This window comes from Flavobacterium sp. ENC (assembly GCF_020991415.1).
Lineage (GTDB): Bacteria > Bacteroidota > Bacteroidia > Flavobacteriales > Flavobacteriaceae > Flavobacterium.
This window is the reverse complement of the sequence record NZ_JAJMOY010000005.1, coordinates 64,209-78,370: the sequence shown is the minus strand read 5'-3', so window position 1 is coordinate 78,370 and position 14,162 is coordinate 64,209. Positions and strand designations below refer to the sequence as shown.

14 protein-coding genes and 1 riboswitch are annotated in these 14,162 nt (G+C 36.2%); of the genes, 4 read left to right on the top strand and 10 right to left on the bottom strand.

What is annotated here, in order from left to right; genetic code table 11:
* The first annotated feature begins 305 nt into the window (after positions 1-305).
* Complete coding sequence (locus LPB89_RS14340; protein WP_230702441.1) at positions 306-965, top strand: alpha/beta hydrolase; 660 nt, start codon at positions 306-308, stop codon at positions 963-965.
* Between the two features lie 143 nt (positions 966-1,108).
* On the opposite strand, the gene LPB89_RS14335 is transcribed toward LPB89_RS14340, so the two are convergent.
* The gene (locus tag LPB89_RS14335; protein ID WP_230702440.1) at positions 1,109-1,624 is read right to left on the bottom strand and encodes a DUF2892 domain-containing protein; all 516 of its coding nucleotides are present in this window, start codon (positions 1,622-1,624) and stop codon (positions 1,109-1,111) included.
* Positions 1,625-1,790: 166 nt separating this feature from the next.
* Here LPB89_RS14335 and rpmH point away from each other — a divergent pair, with 166 nt between their 5' ends.
* Together rpmH and carB are read left to right on the top strand one after the other, a co-directional pair.
* Positions 1,791-1,952 (top strand): 50S ribosomal protein L34, encoded by a 162-nt coding sequence (gene rpmH / locus LPB89_RS14330; protein WP_008464848.1) that lies wholly within the window; start codon positions 1,791-1,793, stop codon positions 1,950-1,952.
* Between the two features lie 144 nt (positions 1,953-2,096).
* Positions 2,097-4,952: a carbamoyl-phosphate synthase large subunit gene (gene carB, locus LPB89_RS14325; RefSeq protein WP_230702439.1), complete on the top strand. Its 2,856-nt coding sequence runs from the start codon at positions 2,097-2,099 to the stop codon at positions 4,950-4,952.
* A 92-nt stretch (positions 4,953-5,044) separates the two neighbouring features.
* On the opposite strand, the gene yiaA is transcribed toward carB, so the two are convergent.
* From yiaA to LPB89_RS14295, 6 genes are all read right to left on the bottom strand, one after another.
* Positions 5,045-5,443, bottom strand: a complete 399-nt coding sequence (yiaA, locus tag LPB89_RS14320) for an inner membrane protein YiaA (RefSeq protein ID WP_127339826.1) — start codon at positions 5,441-5,443, stop codon at positions 5,045-5,047.
* A 13-nt stretch (positions 5,444-5,456) separates the two neighbouring features.
* Positions 5,457-6,131 (bottom strand): TIGR02117 family protein, encoded by a 675-nt coding sequence (locus tag LPB89_RS14315; RefSeq protein ID WP_230702438.1) that lies wholly within the window; start codon positions 6,129-6,131, stop codon positions 5,457-5,459.
* Between the two features lie 139 nt (positions 6,132-6,270).
* The gene (locus tag LPB89_RS14310; protein WP_230702437.1) at positions 6,271-6,807 is read right to left on the bottom strand and encodes a DUF4252 domain-containing protein; all 537 of its coding nucleotides are present in this window, start codon (positions 6,805-6,807) and stop codon (positions 6,271-6,273) included.
* A gap of 1 nt (position 6,808) precedes the next feature.
* Positions 6,809-7,336, bottom strand: a complete 528-nt coding sequence (locus LPB89_RS14305) for a DUF4252 domain-containing protein (protein WP_127339823.1) — start codon at positions 7,334-7,336, stop codon at positions 6,809-6,811.
* A gap of 15 nt (positions 7,337-7,351) precedes the next feature.
* On the bottom strand, positions 7,352-7,810 hold the full coding sequence (locus tag LPB89_RS14300) for a hypothetical protein (protein ID WP_230702436.1): 459 nt from the start codon (positions 7,808-7,810) through the stop codon (positions 7,352-7,354).
* A complete protein-coding gene (locus LPB89_RS14295) occupies positions 7,797-8,306 on the bottom strand; it encodes an RNA polymerase sigma factor (protein WP_230702435.1) in 510 nt (169 codons plus the stop codon). The genes LPB89_RS14300 and LPB89_RS14295 overlap by 14 nt, the downstream gene beginning before the upstream one ends.
* A 160-nt stretch (positions 8,307-8,466) precedes the next feature.
* Here LPB89_RS14295 and LPB89_RS14290 point away from each other — a divergent pair, with 160 nt between their 5' ends.
* A complete protein-coding gene (locus tag LPB89_RS14290) occupies positions 8,467-9,942 on the top strand; it encodes a S41 family peptidase (RefSeq protein WP_230702434.1) in 1,476 nt (491 codons plus the stop codon).
* Positions 9,943-10,022: 80 nt separating this feature from the next.
* Here LPB89_RS14290 and LPB89_RS14285 read toward each other — a convergent pair whose 3' ends face one another.
* The 3 genes from LPB89_RS14285 to LPB89_RS14275 form a co-directional block, all read right to left on the bottom strand.
* Entirely contained in the window at positions 10,023-10,988 is a 966-nt protein-coding gene (locus LPB89_RS14285) for a T9SS type A sorting domain-containing protein (RefSeq protein ID WP_230702433.1), read from the bottom strand.
* A 63-nt stretch (positions 10,989-11,051) separates the two neighbouring features.
* Positions 11,052-12,086, bottom strand: coding sequence for a YncE family protein (locus tag LPB89_RS14280; RefSeq protein ID WP_230702432.1), 1,035 nt, complete (start codon positions 12,084-12,086; stop codon positions 11,052-11,054).
* A 3-nt stretch (positions 12,087-12,089) separates the two neighbouring features.
* Positions 12,090-13,925, bottom strand: a complete 1,836-nt coding sequence (locus LPB89_RS14275; protein WP_230702431.1) for a TonB-dependent siderophore receptor — start codon at positions 13,923-13,925, stop codon at positions 12,090-12,092.
* Between the two features lie 26 nt (positions 13,926-13,951).
* Positions 13,952-14,157, bottom strand: a riboswitch (cobalamin riboswitch).
* Between the last annotated feature and the right edge of the window lie 5 nt (positions 14,158-14,162).

The following is a 14,162-nucleotide window of genomic DNA, read 5'->3' as shown; positions in this document are numbered from 1 at the left end:
TTGTGTGTTCCATAACAAATTTGTGTTTTAGGTACTGTTCAAAAAAATAGGGTTGAGGCTTGAAATAAGTATGAAAGAAAATTCTGTATAAGATTTTTAATCGTATTTTATTTCAAATACAAAGGTAATCATTTGATTTTCAATATTGAATTATTTTTCATCACAGAGGTTACATTGACCATTACTTTGCCTGTTTGTTTTTTATTTTTCTGTAATATTACGGTCTGAAATTTGCTAGTCATATAGTAAAAAAAGTAAATTTAAACTTTCTAACAAGATTTATAATTGTAATTTCTTTTGATCCAATGAGTAAAATTCCGGTTTATTTTATGCCAGGGCTGGCTGCAAGTTCATCAATTTTTGAAAGGATTCACCTGGATGAATCAATTTTTGAAATGTGTTTACTGGAATGGGAAATTCCGCTTCCAAAAGAACCATTGTCCGATTATGCACTCCGAATCACCAAAAACATCAAACATCCGAATCCGGTTTTAATCGGCGTTTCTTTCGGAGGTATTCTGGTTCAGGAAATGACCAAACATATTGAGGTCCGGAAAGTGATTATTATCTCAAGTGTCAGAAGTAATCTTGAATTTCCGAGAAGAATGAAAATTGGTAAAACTACCAAAGCCTATAAACTCATCCCTATGCAGCTGCTCCTAAATGTAGAAAAGCTGGCCAAGTTTTCGTTTGGGGAAAAAATAAACAAACGGATTAAGTTATATGAAAAGTTTCTTTCGGTTCGTGACCTTTATTATTTGCAATGGGCTGTAGAGTCGGTTATTTTGTGGGAGAGGAATCAGGTGGATCAAAATGTAATTCATATTCACGGAGATCAGGATGATGTTTTTCCGATTAAGTACATCAAGAGCTGTATTGTAGTAAAGGGAGGAACTCATGTTATGATTATCAACAAGTACAAATGGCTTAATGAAAATCTGCCTTCGATTATACTGGAGGAATAAGAGGGTTGTAAAATTCCAATAGTTGAAATCTAAATTCCAAATATTTTAAATTCCAAATTCCAATTAATCTAAAATCTAAAATAAAAAAATCCCAAATTCGCAATTGGAATTTAGGATTTTTTTTATTGAAATTTAAAAAATCGTTAGATTTTCTTCATTTGTTCTTTCATCATTGTGATTTGCTCTTTCAGCATACCTTGTTTGTCTAATTTCTTAGCTTCATTTAGCAAATTGGTAGCTTCCAGTTTTCTTCTGCGTGACATCGCAACTCCGGCAAGGTTTAATTTAGCTACTGCCAAATCCATGTCCATAGATAATCCAAGTTCGATTGCTTTCTTGAAATGTTTCTCTGCCTGGTTGATATTCATTTGCGATAACATGATTCCGTGTAGGTAATTAAAATATCCTTGTTGTTTTCTTACTAATGCAGCTTCAGGATTTTTAATGTATGCCAGCCACTTTTTAGCTCCTTCAAAGTCTTGTTTTCTTAATTTAAGGAAGGCTAAAAGGATAAATTCGTTTTTAAAGTAAAGAAAAATAGGAATTGCAGTTAGTAAAATAAGGAAAATTCCGTTCCCAATATTACTTTCTGTAAATTGCCAAACGCCAGCGACTACTAGAAGTCCGGCCAAAATAAGTTTAATATTTTTATGAAACATAATAGATGTATATTTGTGCTTGCAAATATAGTAAAATGAATTAAAAATATTTTTATTAAAGTACTTGCCAGAAAAAAAAGTCTTTGTATATTTGCACTCGGTTTTGGAATAACGATATTCGAAAACAGAAAAGAGATATTAGATACCATTTTAAAGATACAAAGCAATGAGCAAAAGAACGTTTCAACCATCGAAAAGAAAAAGAAGAAATAAGCACGGATTTATGGACAGAATGGCTTCTGCGAATGGAAGAAAAGTTCTAGCGCGCAGAAGAGCTAAAGGAAGACATAAATTGACTGTTTCTAGCGAACCTAGACACAAAAAATAATGTTTCTATAAACATAAATAAGGCGTTACTTTTTTTAGTATCGCCTTTTTTTATACCTTGTCAGTAATAAAAAGCGGTAATGTTTTGGTTTTTAACAAACTATAGCAGCTTTTCAGTAAAATATAACTACACAATACAAATAAAATGCCTAAAGACACATCAATAAAATCAGTTTTAATAATAGGTTCAGGACCTATTGTTATTGGTCAAGCTTGCGAATTTGATTATGCAGGTTCTCAATCTGCACGTTCTATTCGTGAAGAAGGAATTGAAGTTATCTTGATAAACTCAAATCCAGCGACTATTATGACCGACCCAACCATGGCCGATCATATATATTTGAAACCATTAACTACAAAATCGATTATTGAAATTCTAAAGGAACATCCACAAATTGATGCAGTTTTGCCAACAATGGGTGGACAAACGGCTTTAAATTTATGTCTGGAAGCGGAAGAAAAAGGAATTTGGCAGGACTTCGGTGTAAGATTAATAGGAGTTGATGTAAACGCGATTAATATTACTGAAGACAGAGAGCAGTTTAAACAGCTTTTGGAAAAAATAAATGTTCCGACTGCACCTGCAAAAACAGCTACTTCTTATTTGGAAGGAAAGGAAATTGCGCAGGAATTTGGTTTCCCATTAGTAATTCGTCCTTCGTTTACACTGGGAGGAACCGGAGCTGCAATTGTTTACAAAAAAGAAGATTTTGATGAGCTTTTAACCCGTGGTTTAGAAGCATCCCCAATACATGAAGTCTTGATTGACAAAGCTTTAATGGGATGGAAAGAATACGAACTGGAGCTTTTGAGAGATAAAAATGATAACGTAGTAATCATTTGTTCTATCGAAAATATGGATCCAATGGGAATTCATACCGGAGATTCAATCACAGTTGCACCGGCAATGACCTTATCAGATACGACATTCCAGAAATTACGTGACTATGCGATCTTAATGATGCGCAGTATTGGTAATTTCGCAGGAGGCTGTAACGTACAATTTGCAGTTTCACCGGATGAAAAAGAAGACATCGTTGCGATTGAAATCAATCCTCGTGTATCCCGTTCTTCTGCACTGGCCTCTAAAGCAACAGGTTATCCGATTGCTAAAATTGCTTCTAAACTGGCTTTGGGATATAATTTAGATGAATTGCAAAACCAGATTACAAAATCGACTTCGGCTCTTTTCGAACCAACTTTGGATTATGTAATCGTAAAAATTCCGCGCTGGAACTTTGATAAATTCGAAGGAGCAGACAGAACGCTTGGACTTCAGATGAAATCTGTGGGTGAGGTTATGGGAATCGGACGTTCGTTCCAGGAAGCTTTGCATAAAGCAACCCAATCATTAGAAATTAAACGTAACGGTTTAGGTGCCGACGGAAAAGGATATAAAAACTACGAACAGATTATCGAGAAACTGACTTTTGCAAGTTGGGATCGTGTTTTTGTAATTTATGATGCCATTGCAATGGGAATTCCGTTGAGCCGTATTCATGAAATCACAAAAATCGATATGTGGTTCCTGAAACAATATGAAGAGCTTTATACTTTAGAAAAAGAAATTTCTACCTATAAAGTTTCTAATCTGCCAAAAGAACTGTTGCTGGAAGCGAAACAAAAAGGTTTTGCCGACAGACAAATTGCCCACATGGTCAATTGTCTGGAAAGTGAAGTTCATACTTTGCGTATGGAGATGAATGTAAACCGTGTGTTTAAACTGGTAGATACCTGCGCAGCCGAATTTAAGGCAAAAACACCTTATTACTATTCGACTTTTGAGGCTGAAATCGAAAAAGCAAACGGAGAGCGTTATGTGGATAACGAAAGTGTGGTAACAGACAAAAAGAAAATCATCGTCTTAGGTTCGGGACCAAACAGGATCGGACAGGGAATTGAGTTCGATTATTCTTGTGTGCATGGTGTTTTGGCCGCAAAAGAGTGCGGATACGAAACTATCATGATCAACTGTAATCCTGAAACGGTTTCTACTGATTTTGATACAGCGGATAAGTTGTATTTTGAACCTGTTTTCTGGGAACATATCTACGATATTATCCAGCATGAAAAACCGGAAGGTGTAATTGTGCAGCTGGGTGGGCAAACAGCATTAAAACTGGCTGAAAAATTATCCAAATACGGCGTAAAGATCATCGGAACCAGTTTTGATGCATTGGATTTAGCCGAAGACAGAGGTCGTTTCTCCGATTTACTGACAGAATTGAATATTCCTTTTCCACAATTCGGAATTGCTGAAACGGCTGACGAAGCTTCAGCTTTAGCAGACACTTTAGATTTTCCATTACTGATCCGTCCTTCTTATGTTTTGGGAGGTCAGGGAATGAAAATTGTAATCAACAAAAAAGAACTGGAAGAGCACGTAATCAACTTGTTGAAAACGATTCCCGGAAATAAATTACTTTTAGACCACTATTTAGCAGGTGCCATCGAAGCGGAAGCAGATGCCATTTGTGATGCTGATGGAAATGTTTACATCATCGGAATAATGGAGCACATTGAGCCTTGCGGAGTGCACTCGGGAGACAGTAATGCTACCTTGCCTCCTTTTAACTTAGGGGAATTCGTAATGCAGCAAATAAAAGACCATACTACAAAAATTGCCAGAGCGCTAAAAACAGTTGGTCTGATCAATATTCAGTTTGCGATAAAAGATGATACGGTTTACATTATCGAAGCGAATCCAAGAGCTTCAAGAACGGTTCCGTTTATTGCAAAAGCCTACGGAGAGCCTTATGTGAACTACGCTACTAAGGTAATGTTAGGACACAATAAAGTAACTGATTTCGACTTTAATCCACAATTAAAAGGATATGCGATCAAACAGCCGGTTTTCTCTTTCAGTAAATTCCATAATGTAAACAAAGCATTAGGGCCGGAAATGAAATCAACAGGAGAAAGTATCCTGTTTATTGATGACTTAAAAGACGACCAATTCTACGAATTGTACTCCAGAAGAAAAATGTATTTGAGTAAATAAGCTCAAATCCTCATATAAAAAAAGCTCCATGAAAATGGAGCTTTTTTTGTGGTTAATTTTTGAAGTTGGTTTAATTAATAGTGCTTTAAATGTTATTCATTAGATATTGACATATTGTCTCTTGTGTTTTTTTGTACCGATATAGCACCAAAAAGGGCTAATAAAAACGCAAAAGCATAGAAACCTTTTTCACTTGGTAAAATAGTTGCATTCCAAAGTCCAACTACTAATAATACAATTGATAAAAGTGTTCCAAACCAGCAGATACCGTAATAAATGTCTGTTACAGGTAAATTTTCCAGTCGGTCCCTAACGCTTTTTTGCAGGGAAACTACAGCGAAAAGACCAAACATTAGGACTGTAAAATAATATCCTTTTTCGTTTAATAACATTTCGGCTCTGGCAAGTCCTACTATAAATCCTACTGTTCCGGCTCCAAGAGCTACCCAGGATGCCGCTATAAAGGCATTTGATGTTTTTTGTTGTGTCATGTTTATATTGATTTTATTTGTATTTCGAAAAAATTCCGGAATCCGTTGCTGTCCAGAAGCAGCATTTCTGGCCGCATGCTTTTAAGCCGCTATTGGCCCAGGTATTACAGGTGTGCAGCATACTGTAACTTCCGTTGGCTTCGTAAAACGCATCGGTTTTGCTGTAATTGGCATTGGTTTTTATGGGCATATAATTGCCGGATGCGTCTTTTTGAAAACTATTGTGAATATAGTTGATCAGGCGATCGTATTGTTCTTTGCTAATCATCATTGATTTGCAGTCTTCTCCCAGTCTCATCTGTTTGTAATAAGTAGCGTGAATGGCAGTGGTGCTTAATCCTGTCGCTGCTTTGAAAGCAACGGAAGCTTTTAAATCGGACCATTCAGGAGTTTCCAGGTAAAATCCTTTGTCGCCCCAGCCCATGGCTATATATTTATAAGTAGAGTCTGCGGCTTTGGTGTTTTTAAACTGAATTTGTTTGCTCCAGTCGGTTTGGTCATTTTTGACCGGCATCACAATATCGGTATGGACGCCATTGGTGAGAATGAAAATTTCAACTTCAGGTTTTGTGTTTTCTTCTTTGTCAATTGTAATTTTTGAAAGTGCATATGCTACTAGTACGTAGAGCAAAAGAAATCCTGTAAAGGCAAAAAGCAGGGTTAAAAGAATTTTAAATATTTTTTTCAATTTATTTATTTTTTTCAAATGTAACTAAATTTAGTTCACTTCAAAATTAAATCGAAAAGAATTCTGACGAATAATCTGTTTAATTTTCAGAAATAAAAAAAGCCTCATAAGAGAGGCTTTTTTGTTAAAAGTAAGATTGTTATTTAACCAGTTGCTGCAAGGGTTTCAGCTGCTCCATGTCGATTTTGGATTGTTTTAAAACACTCATCAAAGTCATGATGTTATTCGGATTCATGTCTTTTCCTAAAACGCGTACAACTGCGAATCCGTTTTCTTTTCTGTTGACAAAAACTACAAATTCTTCAATGTTTTCATCAGTACCCACATAACTTATCGATGCGCCTTCTTTGCCCGAACCAAACTTCATTAATTCCTGATATTTTGGATCTTTTAAGATTACTTTCACTTTAGCCCTTTCTGTTTCAAACGCGGTCTGGTTTGTTGCATTTGCTTTAAAGGCAAGAATGTTCATCTTGTCAAAAGAGTTTAAAGCTTCGGTTTGAGCGGCAGATAATTTTGCTTTATCTAAGTTCAAAATAGAAGGGGAAACGTCAAGGGCAATAAAATTTTTGTTGTCTGTGTTTTCTACAAAATATTTTTGCAATGAAGGTTTAGATTCACAACTTATCAAAGTTAGTAAAGCTAAAATGGCTGAGGTAAAAAGGCTTATTTTCATCTTATTTTTTGCCTTTAGAGGCTTTTTTTAAGTCAGAACCGCCTGGGAGCTGCATCTTGTCTGTTAATACTGAGATTTCGTTTAAGTCAAAATTACCTGTAAGCGATAGTAAAACCGATTCTTCGTTTTTGGCTCCGTCAATAAACATCAGCAATTCTTTTACCTGAGTGTCGCTGGCACCGGATTTTACTAGTATTTTGATGTTTTTACCACTATCGTTTACGCGCATTAATTCTTCTAAACCTGCCGTTTTAATGTATTTGTCTGCAGAAGCTTTCATTTCTGCCTCAACCTTTGGGTTTTTAGTGGTAAACACTTTTAAATAATCTAATTTTTTAATCAGCTTAATGTATTGCTGTGTTTCCTTATCGGTTGCATCAACTTTTACTTTGCTCATTAAATCAAACATTTTTTTGTTTACAATTACGGATGTTACATCGTCCTGACCGTCAAATTTGTCAAAAGCGCCCTGTCCGTAAAAAATAGTGGTAACAAAGGTGAAAACTACTGTTATGATGAAATTTTTCATTGTATTATATTTTAATTATTGTTTAAAAATTTTGTTTTTTGATTGTTCGTATTCCTTAATGTATTGTACACTTCCGATACCTACATTTACATTGCTTGACAGTAATGATAAAGCTTTTTGCGTTGCCGCCAAGGCTTCTTCAGGATTGTCGTAGGTTCCTAATTCTGATTGCGCTACAACCGGAGCTGCATCTTTTTCGCTCACATAAAAAAAGGTTCCTATTCCCAGTAAAACAACAAAGGATGCTGCAATCGATAACCACGCCACATTTCGTTTTTTAGTTTGTAGTGGAATTTCCTGCGTCGATTTTTGTTCTTTTACCTGAGAGAAATAACCAAACATAGGTTTGTATTGTTCCAGATGCTGCGCAACATCCGGTGAAGAGAAATATTCTTTTAATTCGTTCTCTTCGGCAATAGTTGTTTCTCCCTGAAAGTATTTTTCTATTATATTTTCTATTCTATTTAATTCCATAACGGTGTGTGTTAAGCATTGATTCTCTAATTTTTTTTCTCGCTCTCGAAAGGGCTACCCGGATAGCCGTTTCATTCATGTTGACAATTTTCGCAATTTCATCAAATTCATATTGTTCAACATCGCGTAGCTGAATTAATATTTGTAATTGTTCGGGCAGCTGGCTTATAATTTTTTCTACCCATTCTAAACTGTCCGCATCTTCCAGCTTTTTATCTAACTGAGGCTGACGGTCTGTAAAATTGTTATGCACAATTTGGAGATTTCCGGCTCTTTTAGATTTTAACTGGTCCAGGCAATAATTTTTGGTCATCGTCATAGCCAGTGCTTCAACACTATTATAAGTGCCCAGATTCTCTTTTTTATTCCATAATTTAACGATTACTTCCTGAGTGGCATCTTCGGCTTCTTCAGTACTGGTAAGCAATCTTTTTGCCAGACGAAAAACTTTGTCTTTGAAAGGATTTATTAATTCTATAAAAACAATCTGATTCATAAATCAAGGTTATTCGGTTAGCTTATATAGTCAAGACGAGGCACAATTATTTTTGTTACAGCCAACCTGAAAAAAAAATAATAAAAAAAGAAGCATAAACTTCATATTGTTAAAACTAAAGATAGTATTTTTACGTTAATACTTTTATAAATACCACTTTATGAAAACAATAGTAAGAAGTTTATTGTTATTACTTTTACTTGCTTTTTCTTTGCAATCTTGTGAAGATCAGGATGATGTTGATTCTCCGGCAGATTTACAGATCAATGATTTTATCTGGAAAGGCCTGAATCAGTTTTATTTATGGCAAGCTGATGTTCCCAATTTAGCTGATGATCGCTTTAGTAATCAGGACGCTTTGAATTCCTTTTTAGCGGGATATTCTGAACCTGAAAATTTATTTCAAAGTTTACTGAATAAACCAAGTAGTAAATTTCCAAAAGGAGAGGCTATCGATCGTTTTAGCTGGATTGTTTCCGATTATACTGTTTTAGAGCAGGAACTTCAGGGAACTACCAAAAACGACGGAATTGATTTTAGACTGAGTTATAAGCCCGGAAGTTCAACAGATCTTGTAGGTTACGTACGCTATATTATTCCAAATTCAGATGCTTCAACGAAAAATATAAAACGAGGCGATCTTTTTACAGGAGTGAATGGAACCCAGCTGACCGTTTCCAATTACAAACAGCTTCTTTTAGATGCAGAAAGTTATACCCTGAATTTAGCACAGTTTAACGGAAATACAGTTGAAACCAATGGCAAAACTGTTTCACTGGTTAAAACGACTTTGGATGAAAACCCAATTCTGATTAATAAAGTGATTGTTTCCGGAAGCCATAAAATTGGTTATCTGATGTACAATGGTTTCTATGCCAATTATGATACACAGCTAAATAGTGCTTTTGGACAATTAGCAGGACAGGGAATTACAGACTTTATTCTTGATTTAAGATATAACGGCGGAGGATCGGTTCAGACTGCAACACGTCTGGCCAGTATGATTACAGGACAATTTAAAGACCAGATTTTCGCTAAAGAAAAATGGAACGCTAAGGTTAATGCTTATTATGAAACGGAGGATGCCGAGTCCTTAAACAATAGGTTCGTAGATAATATTAACGGAACACCGTTAAACAGCCTGCGTTTAAGCAAAATCTATATTCTGACAACAAGCGGTACTGCATCTGCAAGTGAATTAATTATTAACGGACTGGCTCCTTATATTACCGTAGTACAGATTGGGGATTATACGATTGGAAAAAATGTGGGATCGGTTACCTTATACGATTCGGAAACCTTTACAAAAACCAAAGTAAATCCAAATCACAAATATGCCATGCAGCCTTTGGTGCTTAAAATTGTGAATGCTGCAGGTTTCGGAGAATATACTGATGGCCTTAAGCCAACAATTACCCAATTGGAGTATGTTTCTAATTTAGGGGTTTTAGGAGATCCTTCTGAGCCTTTACTAAATACAGCAATCTCAAATATTACCGGTGCTGCTGCTAAAAAAGTACAACAGGACAGAGGAAAGGCATTAAAAGCTTTTATAGACGCAAAAGCTATGAATGGAATCCGAAATCAAATGTATGTTGATAAAGCTCCGGAAGGACTTTTAAGAGCATTAAAATAAAGAGTAAAAACTAAAAAGGCTTTCAGAAATGAAAGCCTTTTTTACATATAAAATTATCCAAAAAACTAATTCTATAAAAATTATTTTATAACGATTCTTTTCGTTGTTTTTTTATCATCAATGGTTACTTCGAAGAAGTAAATCCCAGGAGTCAGATCAGCAACCTTAACTTCATTGTATTGCGCCGTGGGAAGTTTTTTTCTAAGATTACCGCCCATGTCATAAATCAAAATACTGCTTTGCTGATCGGTATCTAAATAAACCATGTCAGAAGTTGGATTTGGATATAGTGTTACAGAAGCCAGATCGAAATTTTTAGCGCTCAATAAGGTTTTCTGATTGATTACCCCAACTGCATTCAGATCAAAGCCTCCCGTTGGATAAGGAGTAGAGTAGGGATCATTTACAATATTTCCAAAACTGTCATGAGAAGCATATAATGGATTGATTGTTCCGATAACGTCAATTACCCTTACATGAGTGATGTTGTTTTTATCTAACAAAGCATTATTGGGAACGTCAGACAAATCGAATGGAGTTCCGAAATTTACACGATATTTTCCGGCTAAGTTGTTGATATACCTGCAGTCAACAGCCCCGAAACCACCAATTTGAGTCGTAGTCTGAGTTTCACTGTGCGATGGAAACCTGAAAAAGTTAACCCCGTTGGAGCTTACTTCCACAAAAGCCAGTTCCAGGAACGTATCTGAGAATCCGTTTTCAAAAACGGCAAAATCAAATCCGGGACCATTCGCAATTGGCACCCCAAAAGTTAAAGTTGCGCTTCCACCATCCCCTAAGCAGACAACGCCGGTACTTGTTCCGCCTAATGCGCCACTCGGATCACCGCTTGAAGCCAAAGGACCCGTTGGATTTGCAATATCCTGAGGGCCTCTTACCACATTAATTCCGGTTGCCCAGCCTTTAAAAACCGTGCTGGTTTTTGCTATGGCAGTACTTCCCGCCTGTCCCGCTGCCGGAGCATACGATTGTGCTTCGACTAACGAAGTGGTTAATAATAAAGTAAAAAGTAATTTTCGTATCATAATGCTTTAGTTTAAAAAAATACCCTTATAGCAATTATAAGGGTATCCTGATTAGTAGTATTATTAGTTATTGGAGTAAAAACCGTTTGGCCCAATACCAACAGTCAAGGTTTTTAGTACTGTTCCGGTTGGAGAATATACAGTAACAATTCCGTCTTTTGTAAATCCGTTTGCATTCCCCGAATAAATTTTCCCGTCAATAACTCCAAATCCGTAAAAGGTAGAATATTGAACATAAGTAGTTGTAAAGATAGGAGTTGTGCTAAAGGCTGTAGCGGTCAGGTCCATTGCATATACGCCTCCATCCTGAGTATAATAAATTTTACTTCCGTCAATATCCATATTTGCTGCACCTTTTAAAGTGGTAGATTCTATAGAAGTTGCAGTATCAGTAGTGGTATTAATTTTAAATAATTTGCTTTTAGCAGTATTTCCACATAATACATATACACTTCCATTTTTTTCTTCGATAGAATTAATACCTTCTTCAACTGTTATAGTTGTCAAAACGGTATTGGTTGCAGGATTAATTACGGTTACCTGATTTCCAGAACCATAAGCACCATTCATAACGTAAAGTTTATTATTTGCAACCACAATTCTCTCTGTGGTTTTACCTACAGGAATGGAAGCGATATAAGCATACGTTTTGGCATCATAAATTGTTACAGCATTAGAAATAGCATTTGTTACATATAGTTTGTCATTTAAAACAACACTGTAACGCGGGTTTTCTAATTTTGTAGTAATGGTGGCAATACTTTTAAACGTATAGCGATTTACCACTTCAACTTCATTGGAGTTGTTTACTACAATAAAAGCTTTCTCTCCGCTAAAAGTCATGGACTGCGCTACATCTCCTAAAACAATTGAAGGATTTACAAGCTTGAAAATATCGTTTTGAAACGTAGTCAAATCATTCGAAATATAAGAAACAGAAGCATTTGGAGTTCCAAAATTTCCTTCATTTAAAATGAATACGCCATTTTCATAGGCACCTAACGGAACTTCAACTTCGGGAGCGTCATCGTTACTACTACAAGAAGCAAATAAAAATGCAGAGGCAATAATTCCTAAATAAAGATTTTTTAATTTCATGTTTTAATAATTAAGGTTTAAATAAATAGTTAAATTCCGCCCGGGCATAAAACGGCTCGGCAGCGCTTCATATTTTTCATTCCAGAGATTAGCTACTTTAAGGCCAACTTTGAAAGTATTTTTTTTACTGAAATTATAATCTGCTCCAATATTGGAAACATTATAAGCATCCAGAATATATTTTGGGTTGTTATCAGAGGTGGTAAATATTTCTCCGGTATACATGATCTGATAATAAGCGGAGAACTTTTTGTAATAGTAAGACAGCGATCCCGTCAGTTTATGATAAGGGACATAAAAAAGCTGTTTGTCTGTTATGTCATCTAATGAAACCGTGTAGCCGTACGTTCCGCTAAAATCAAAAGTATGTTTGCTGAAGTTTTTCTTCCATCCTAAAAGTGCTTCAGCACCATAGATGGTAACCTTATCCGTATTTACAGGTGACCAGTTTCCGGAGTTATTAGGCAGCCATCGAATCATATCCTTGATTTTCATTCCGTAACCCGTTACCGTCAGTCGGAAATCTTTGTAACTAAACTGATTTCCTATTTCTGCCTGATAAGAACTCTCCGGTTTTAAATCCGGATTCCCACTGCCTTCCCAGTACAAATCGTTGAAAGTAGGAACTCTGTAGTTTCTCGATACATTGAATTTTAACTGATAAAAATCCGAGAAATTATAGCGCGAACCAACAGAAAAAAGAACCGGACTTTTATAAACATCCGAAACCTCTTTTCTGGCGCTCATTTCATAATTCCATTTTTCGGTAAGATTGTGTTTCCACAAAAGGCTTGCACCTCCAATTTCGCGGCTGCTGCGGCCAATTCCGGAACCAATCCCGTCATTTTTGGTATAATCTAAAATGGTACTGATCTTGATTTTTGAAGACAACTCGTAATCAATATCGTATTTCCCGATAAAACTCTTAACGCCTCCTGAGGTGAATCCGTCCCTGCTGATATCTTCAAAATAATTATAATGCTCGGTAATGTAAGCCACTCTCAGATTGGAAGCGAATTTGCTGAAAGAGCTGCTCCATGTTAATAAATTACGGGTATTATAATCCTGATATTTTGTTTTGGTGGCATTGGGAGAGGTTAGTGAAAAATGACGTTCGCCGTCGTATATCTCGCTGTAAAATTTAATACTGTTTTTGGCGTTGATTTTAAAACCCAATGCGGCATCAAGTGTATTATTGTAATATTCTCCATTAAGGTTATGGGCATCCTGACCCACAAATTTAAAATCATTGTCAGAACTGTTTCGGGTAAAACTGGCATCAAAACTCCATTTTTTTGTCGCAGCCGTAATGCCGTAAACAGCACTTAAAGTATTGAATTCGCCATAATAAACCTGAAAGTCATTTTTGAACGTATCCGTAAACTTCAGGTCATTGTTTAAGTGAATGGTTCCTCCAATGGCACCGCTTCCGTAAACCACACTTCCGCCTCCGGCTTTCACATCAATGGAATTAAAACCACGCGTCGAAATCGTATTAAAATCAGTCTGTCCTAAAAGTTGGGAATTAATGTTGATACCATTCCACACCACTACAGTCTGCTGTGAGGTGGTTCCTCTGAAAGAAGGCGAAGAAGTCATTCCGAGGCCGTTTTCTTTAAAATAAATAACCGTACTATAATTTAAAAGAGAAGTCAGGGAAGGCTGGTTTCTATTGATGATCGAATCGCTCAGCCTTTGAACGGACTGTGTATTCGAGAAATTTTTAAGATTGGAATCCGATACCACAACTTCTTTCAGTTTGGTAATAGAATCGTTTTGCGCCAAAAGAATCTGGCACAACAAAAGCAGGCAAAAAGCAAAACGTTTTTTTAAAGTCATAATTTCTACACTCTTTTTCCCGAGAGTTCGATATTTGTTATAAAGGCAGGTCTCCTGGCTTGCGTCTTGTTGTTTACCTTCCCACCCGCCGGAGCGAGCAGTGGTTTTGTAGTTAACAACAAGCGTTCTTTACGAACTTAGCTTACAGTTGCGGGTACAGCTCAGGATTTTACCTGATTCCCTTTTAATGTGTCTGGTATATTCCAGCACAACCTTAAATTTCGTGCAAAGATAGCG

What these genes read in the sequence shown, in the direction of transcription:
- LPB89_RS14340 (WP_230702441.1), top strand. Translation starts at nt 306, where the DNA reads ATGAGTAAAATTCCGGTTTATTTTATGCCAGGGCTGGCTGCAAGTTCA.
- LPB89_RS14335 (WP_230702440.1), bottom strand. Translation starts at nt 1,624, where the DNA reads ATGTTTCATAAAAATATTAAACTTATTTTGGCCGGACTTCTAGTAGTC.
- rpmH (WP_008464848.1), top strand. Translation starts at nt 1,791, where the DNA reads ATGAGCAAAAGAACGTTTCAACCATCGAAAAGAAAAAGAAGAAATAAG.
- carB (WP_230702439.1), top strand. Translation starts at nt 2,097, where the DNA reads ATGCCTAAAGACACATCAATAAAATCAGTTTTAATAATAGGTTCAGGA.
- yiaA (WP_127339826.1), bottom strand. Translation starts at nt 5,443, where the DNA reads ATGACACAACAAAAAACATCAAATGCCTTTATAGCGGCATCCTGGGTA.
- LPB89_RS14310 (WP_230702437.1), bottom strand. Translation starts at nt 6,807, where the DNA reads ATGAAAATAAGCCTTTTTACCTCAGCCATTTTAGCTTTACTAACTTTG.
- LPB89_RS14305 (WP_127339823.1), bottom strand. Translation starts at nt 7,336, where the DNA reads ATGAAAAATTTCATCATAACAGTAGTTTTCACCTTTGTTACCACTATT.
- LPB89_RS14300 (WP_230702436.1), bottom strand. Translation starts at nt 7,810, where the DNA reads ATGGAATTAAATAGAATAGAAAATATAATAGAAAAATACTTTCAGGGA.
- LPB89_RS14295 (WP_230702435.1), bottom strand. Translation starts at nt 8,306, where the DNA reads ATGAATCAGATTGTTTTTATAGAATTAATAAATCCTTTCAAAGACAAA.
- LPB89_RS14290 (WP_230702434.1), top strand. Translation starts at nt 8,467, where the DNA reads ATGAAAACAATAGTAAGAAGTTTATTGTTATTACTTTTACTTGCTTTT.
- LPB89_RS14285 (WP_230702433.1), bottom strand. Translation starts at nt 10,988, where the DNA reads ATGATACGAAAATTACTTTTTACTTTATTATTAACCACTTCGTTAGTC.
- LPB89_RS14280 (WP_230702432.1), bottom strand. Translation starts at nt 12,086, where the DNA reads ATGAAATTAAAAAATCTTTATTTAGGAATTATTGCCTCTGCATTTTTA.
- LPB89_RS14275 (WP_230702431.1), bottom strand. Translation starts at nt 13,925, where the DNA reads ATGACTTTAAAAAAACGTTTTGCTTTTTGCCTGCTTTTGTTGTGCCAG.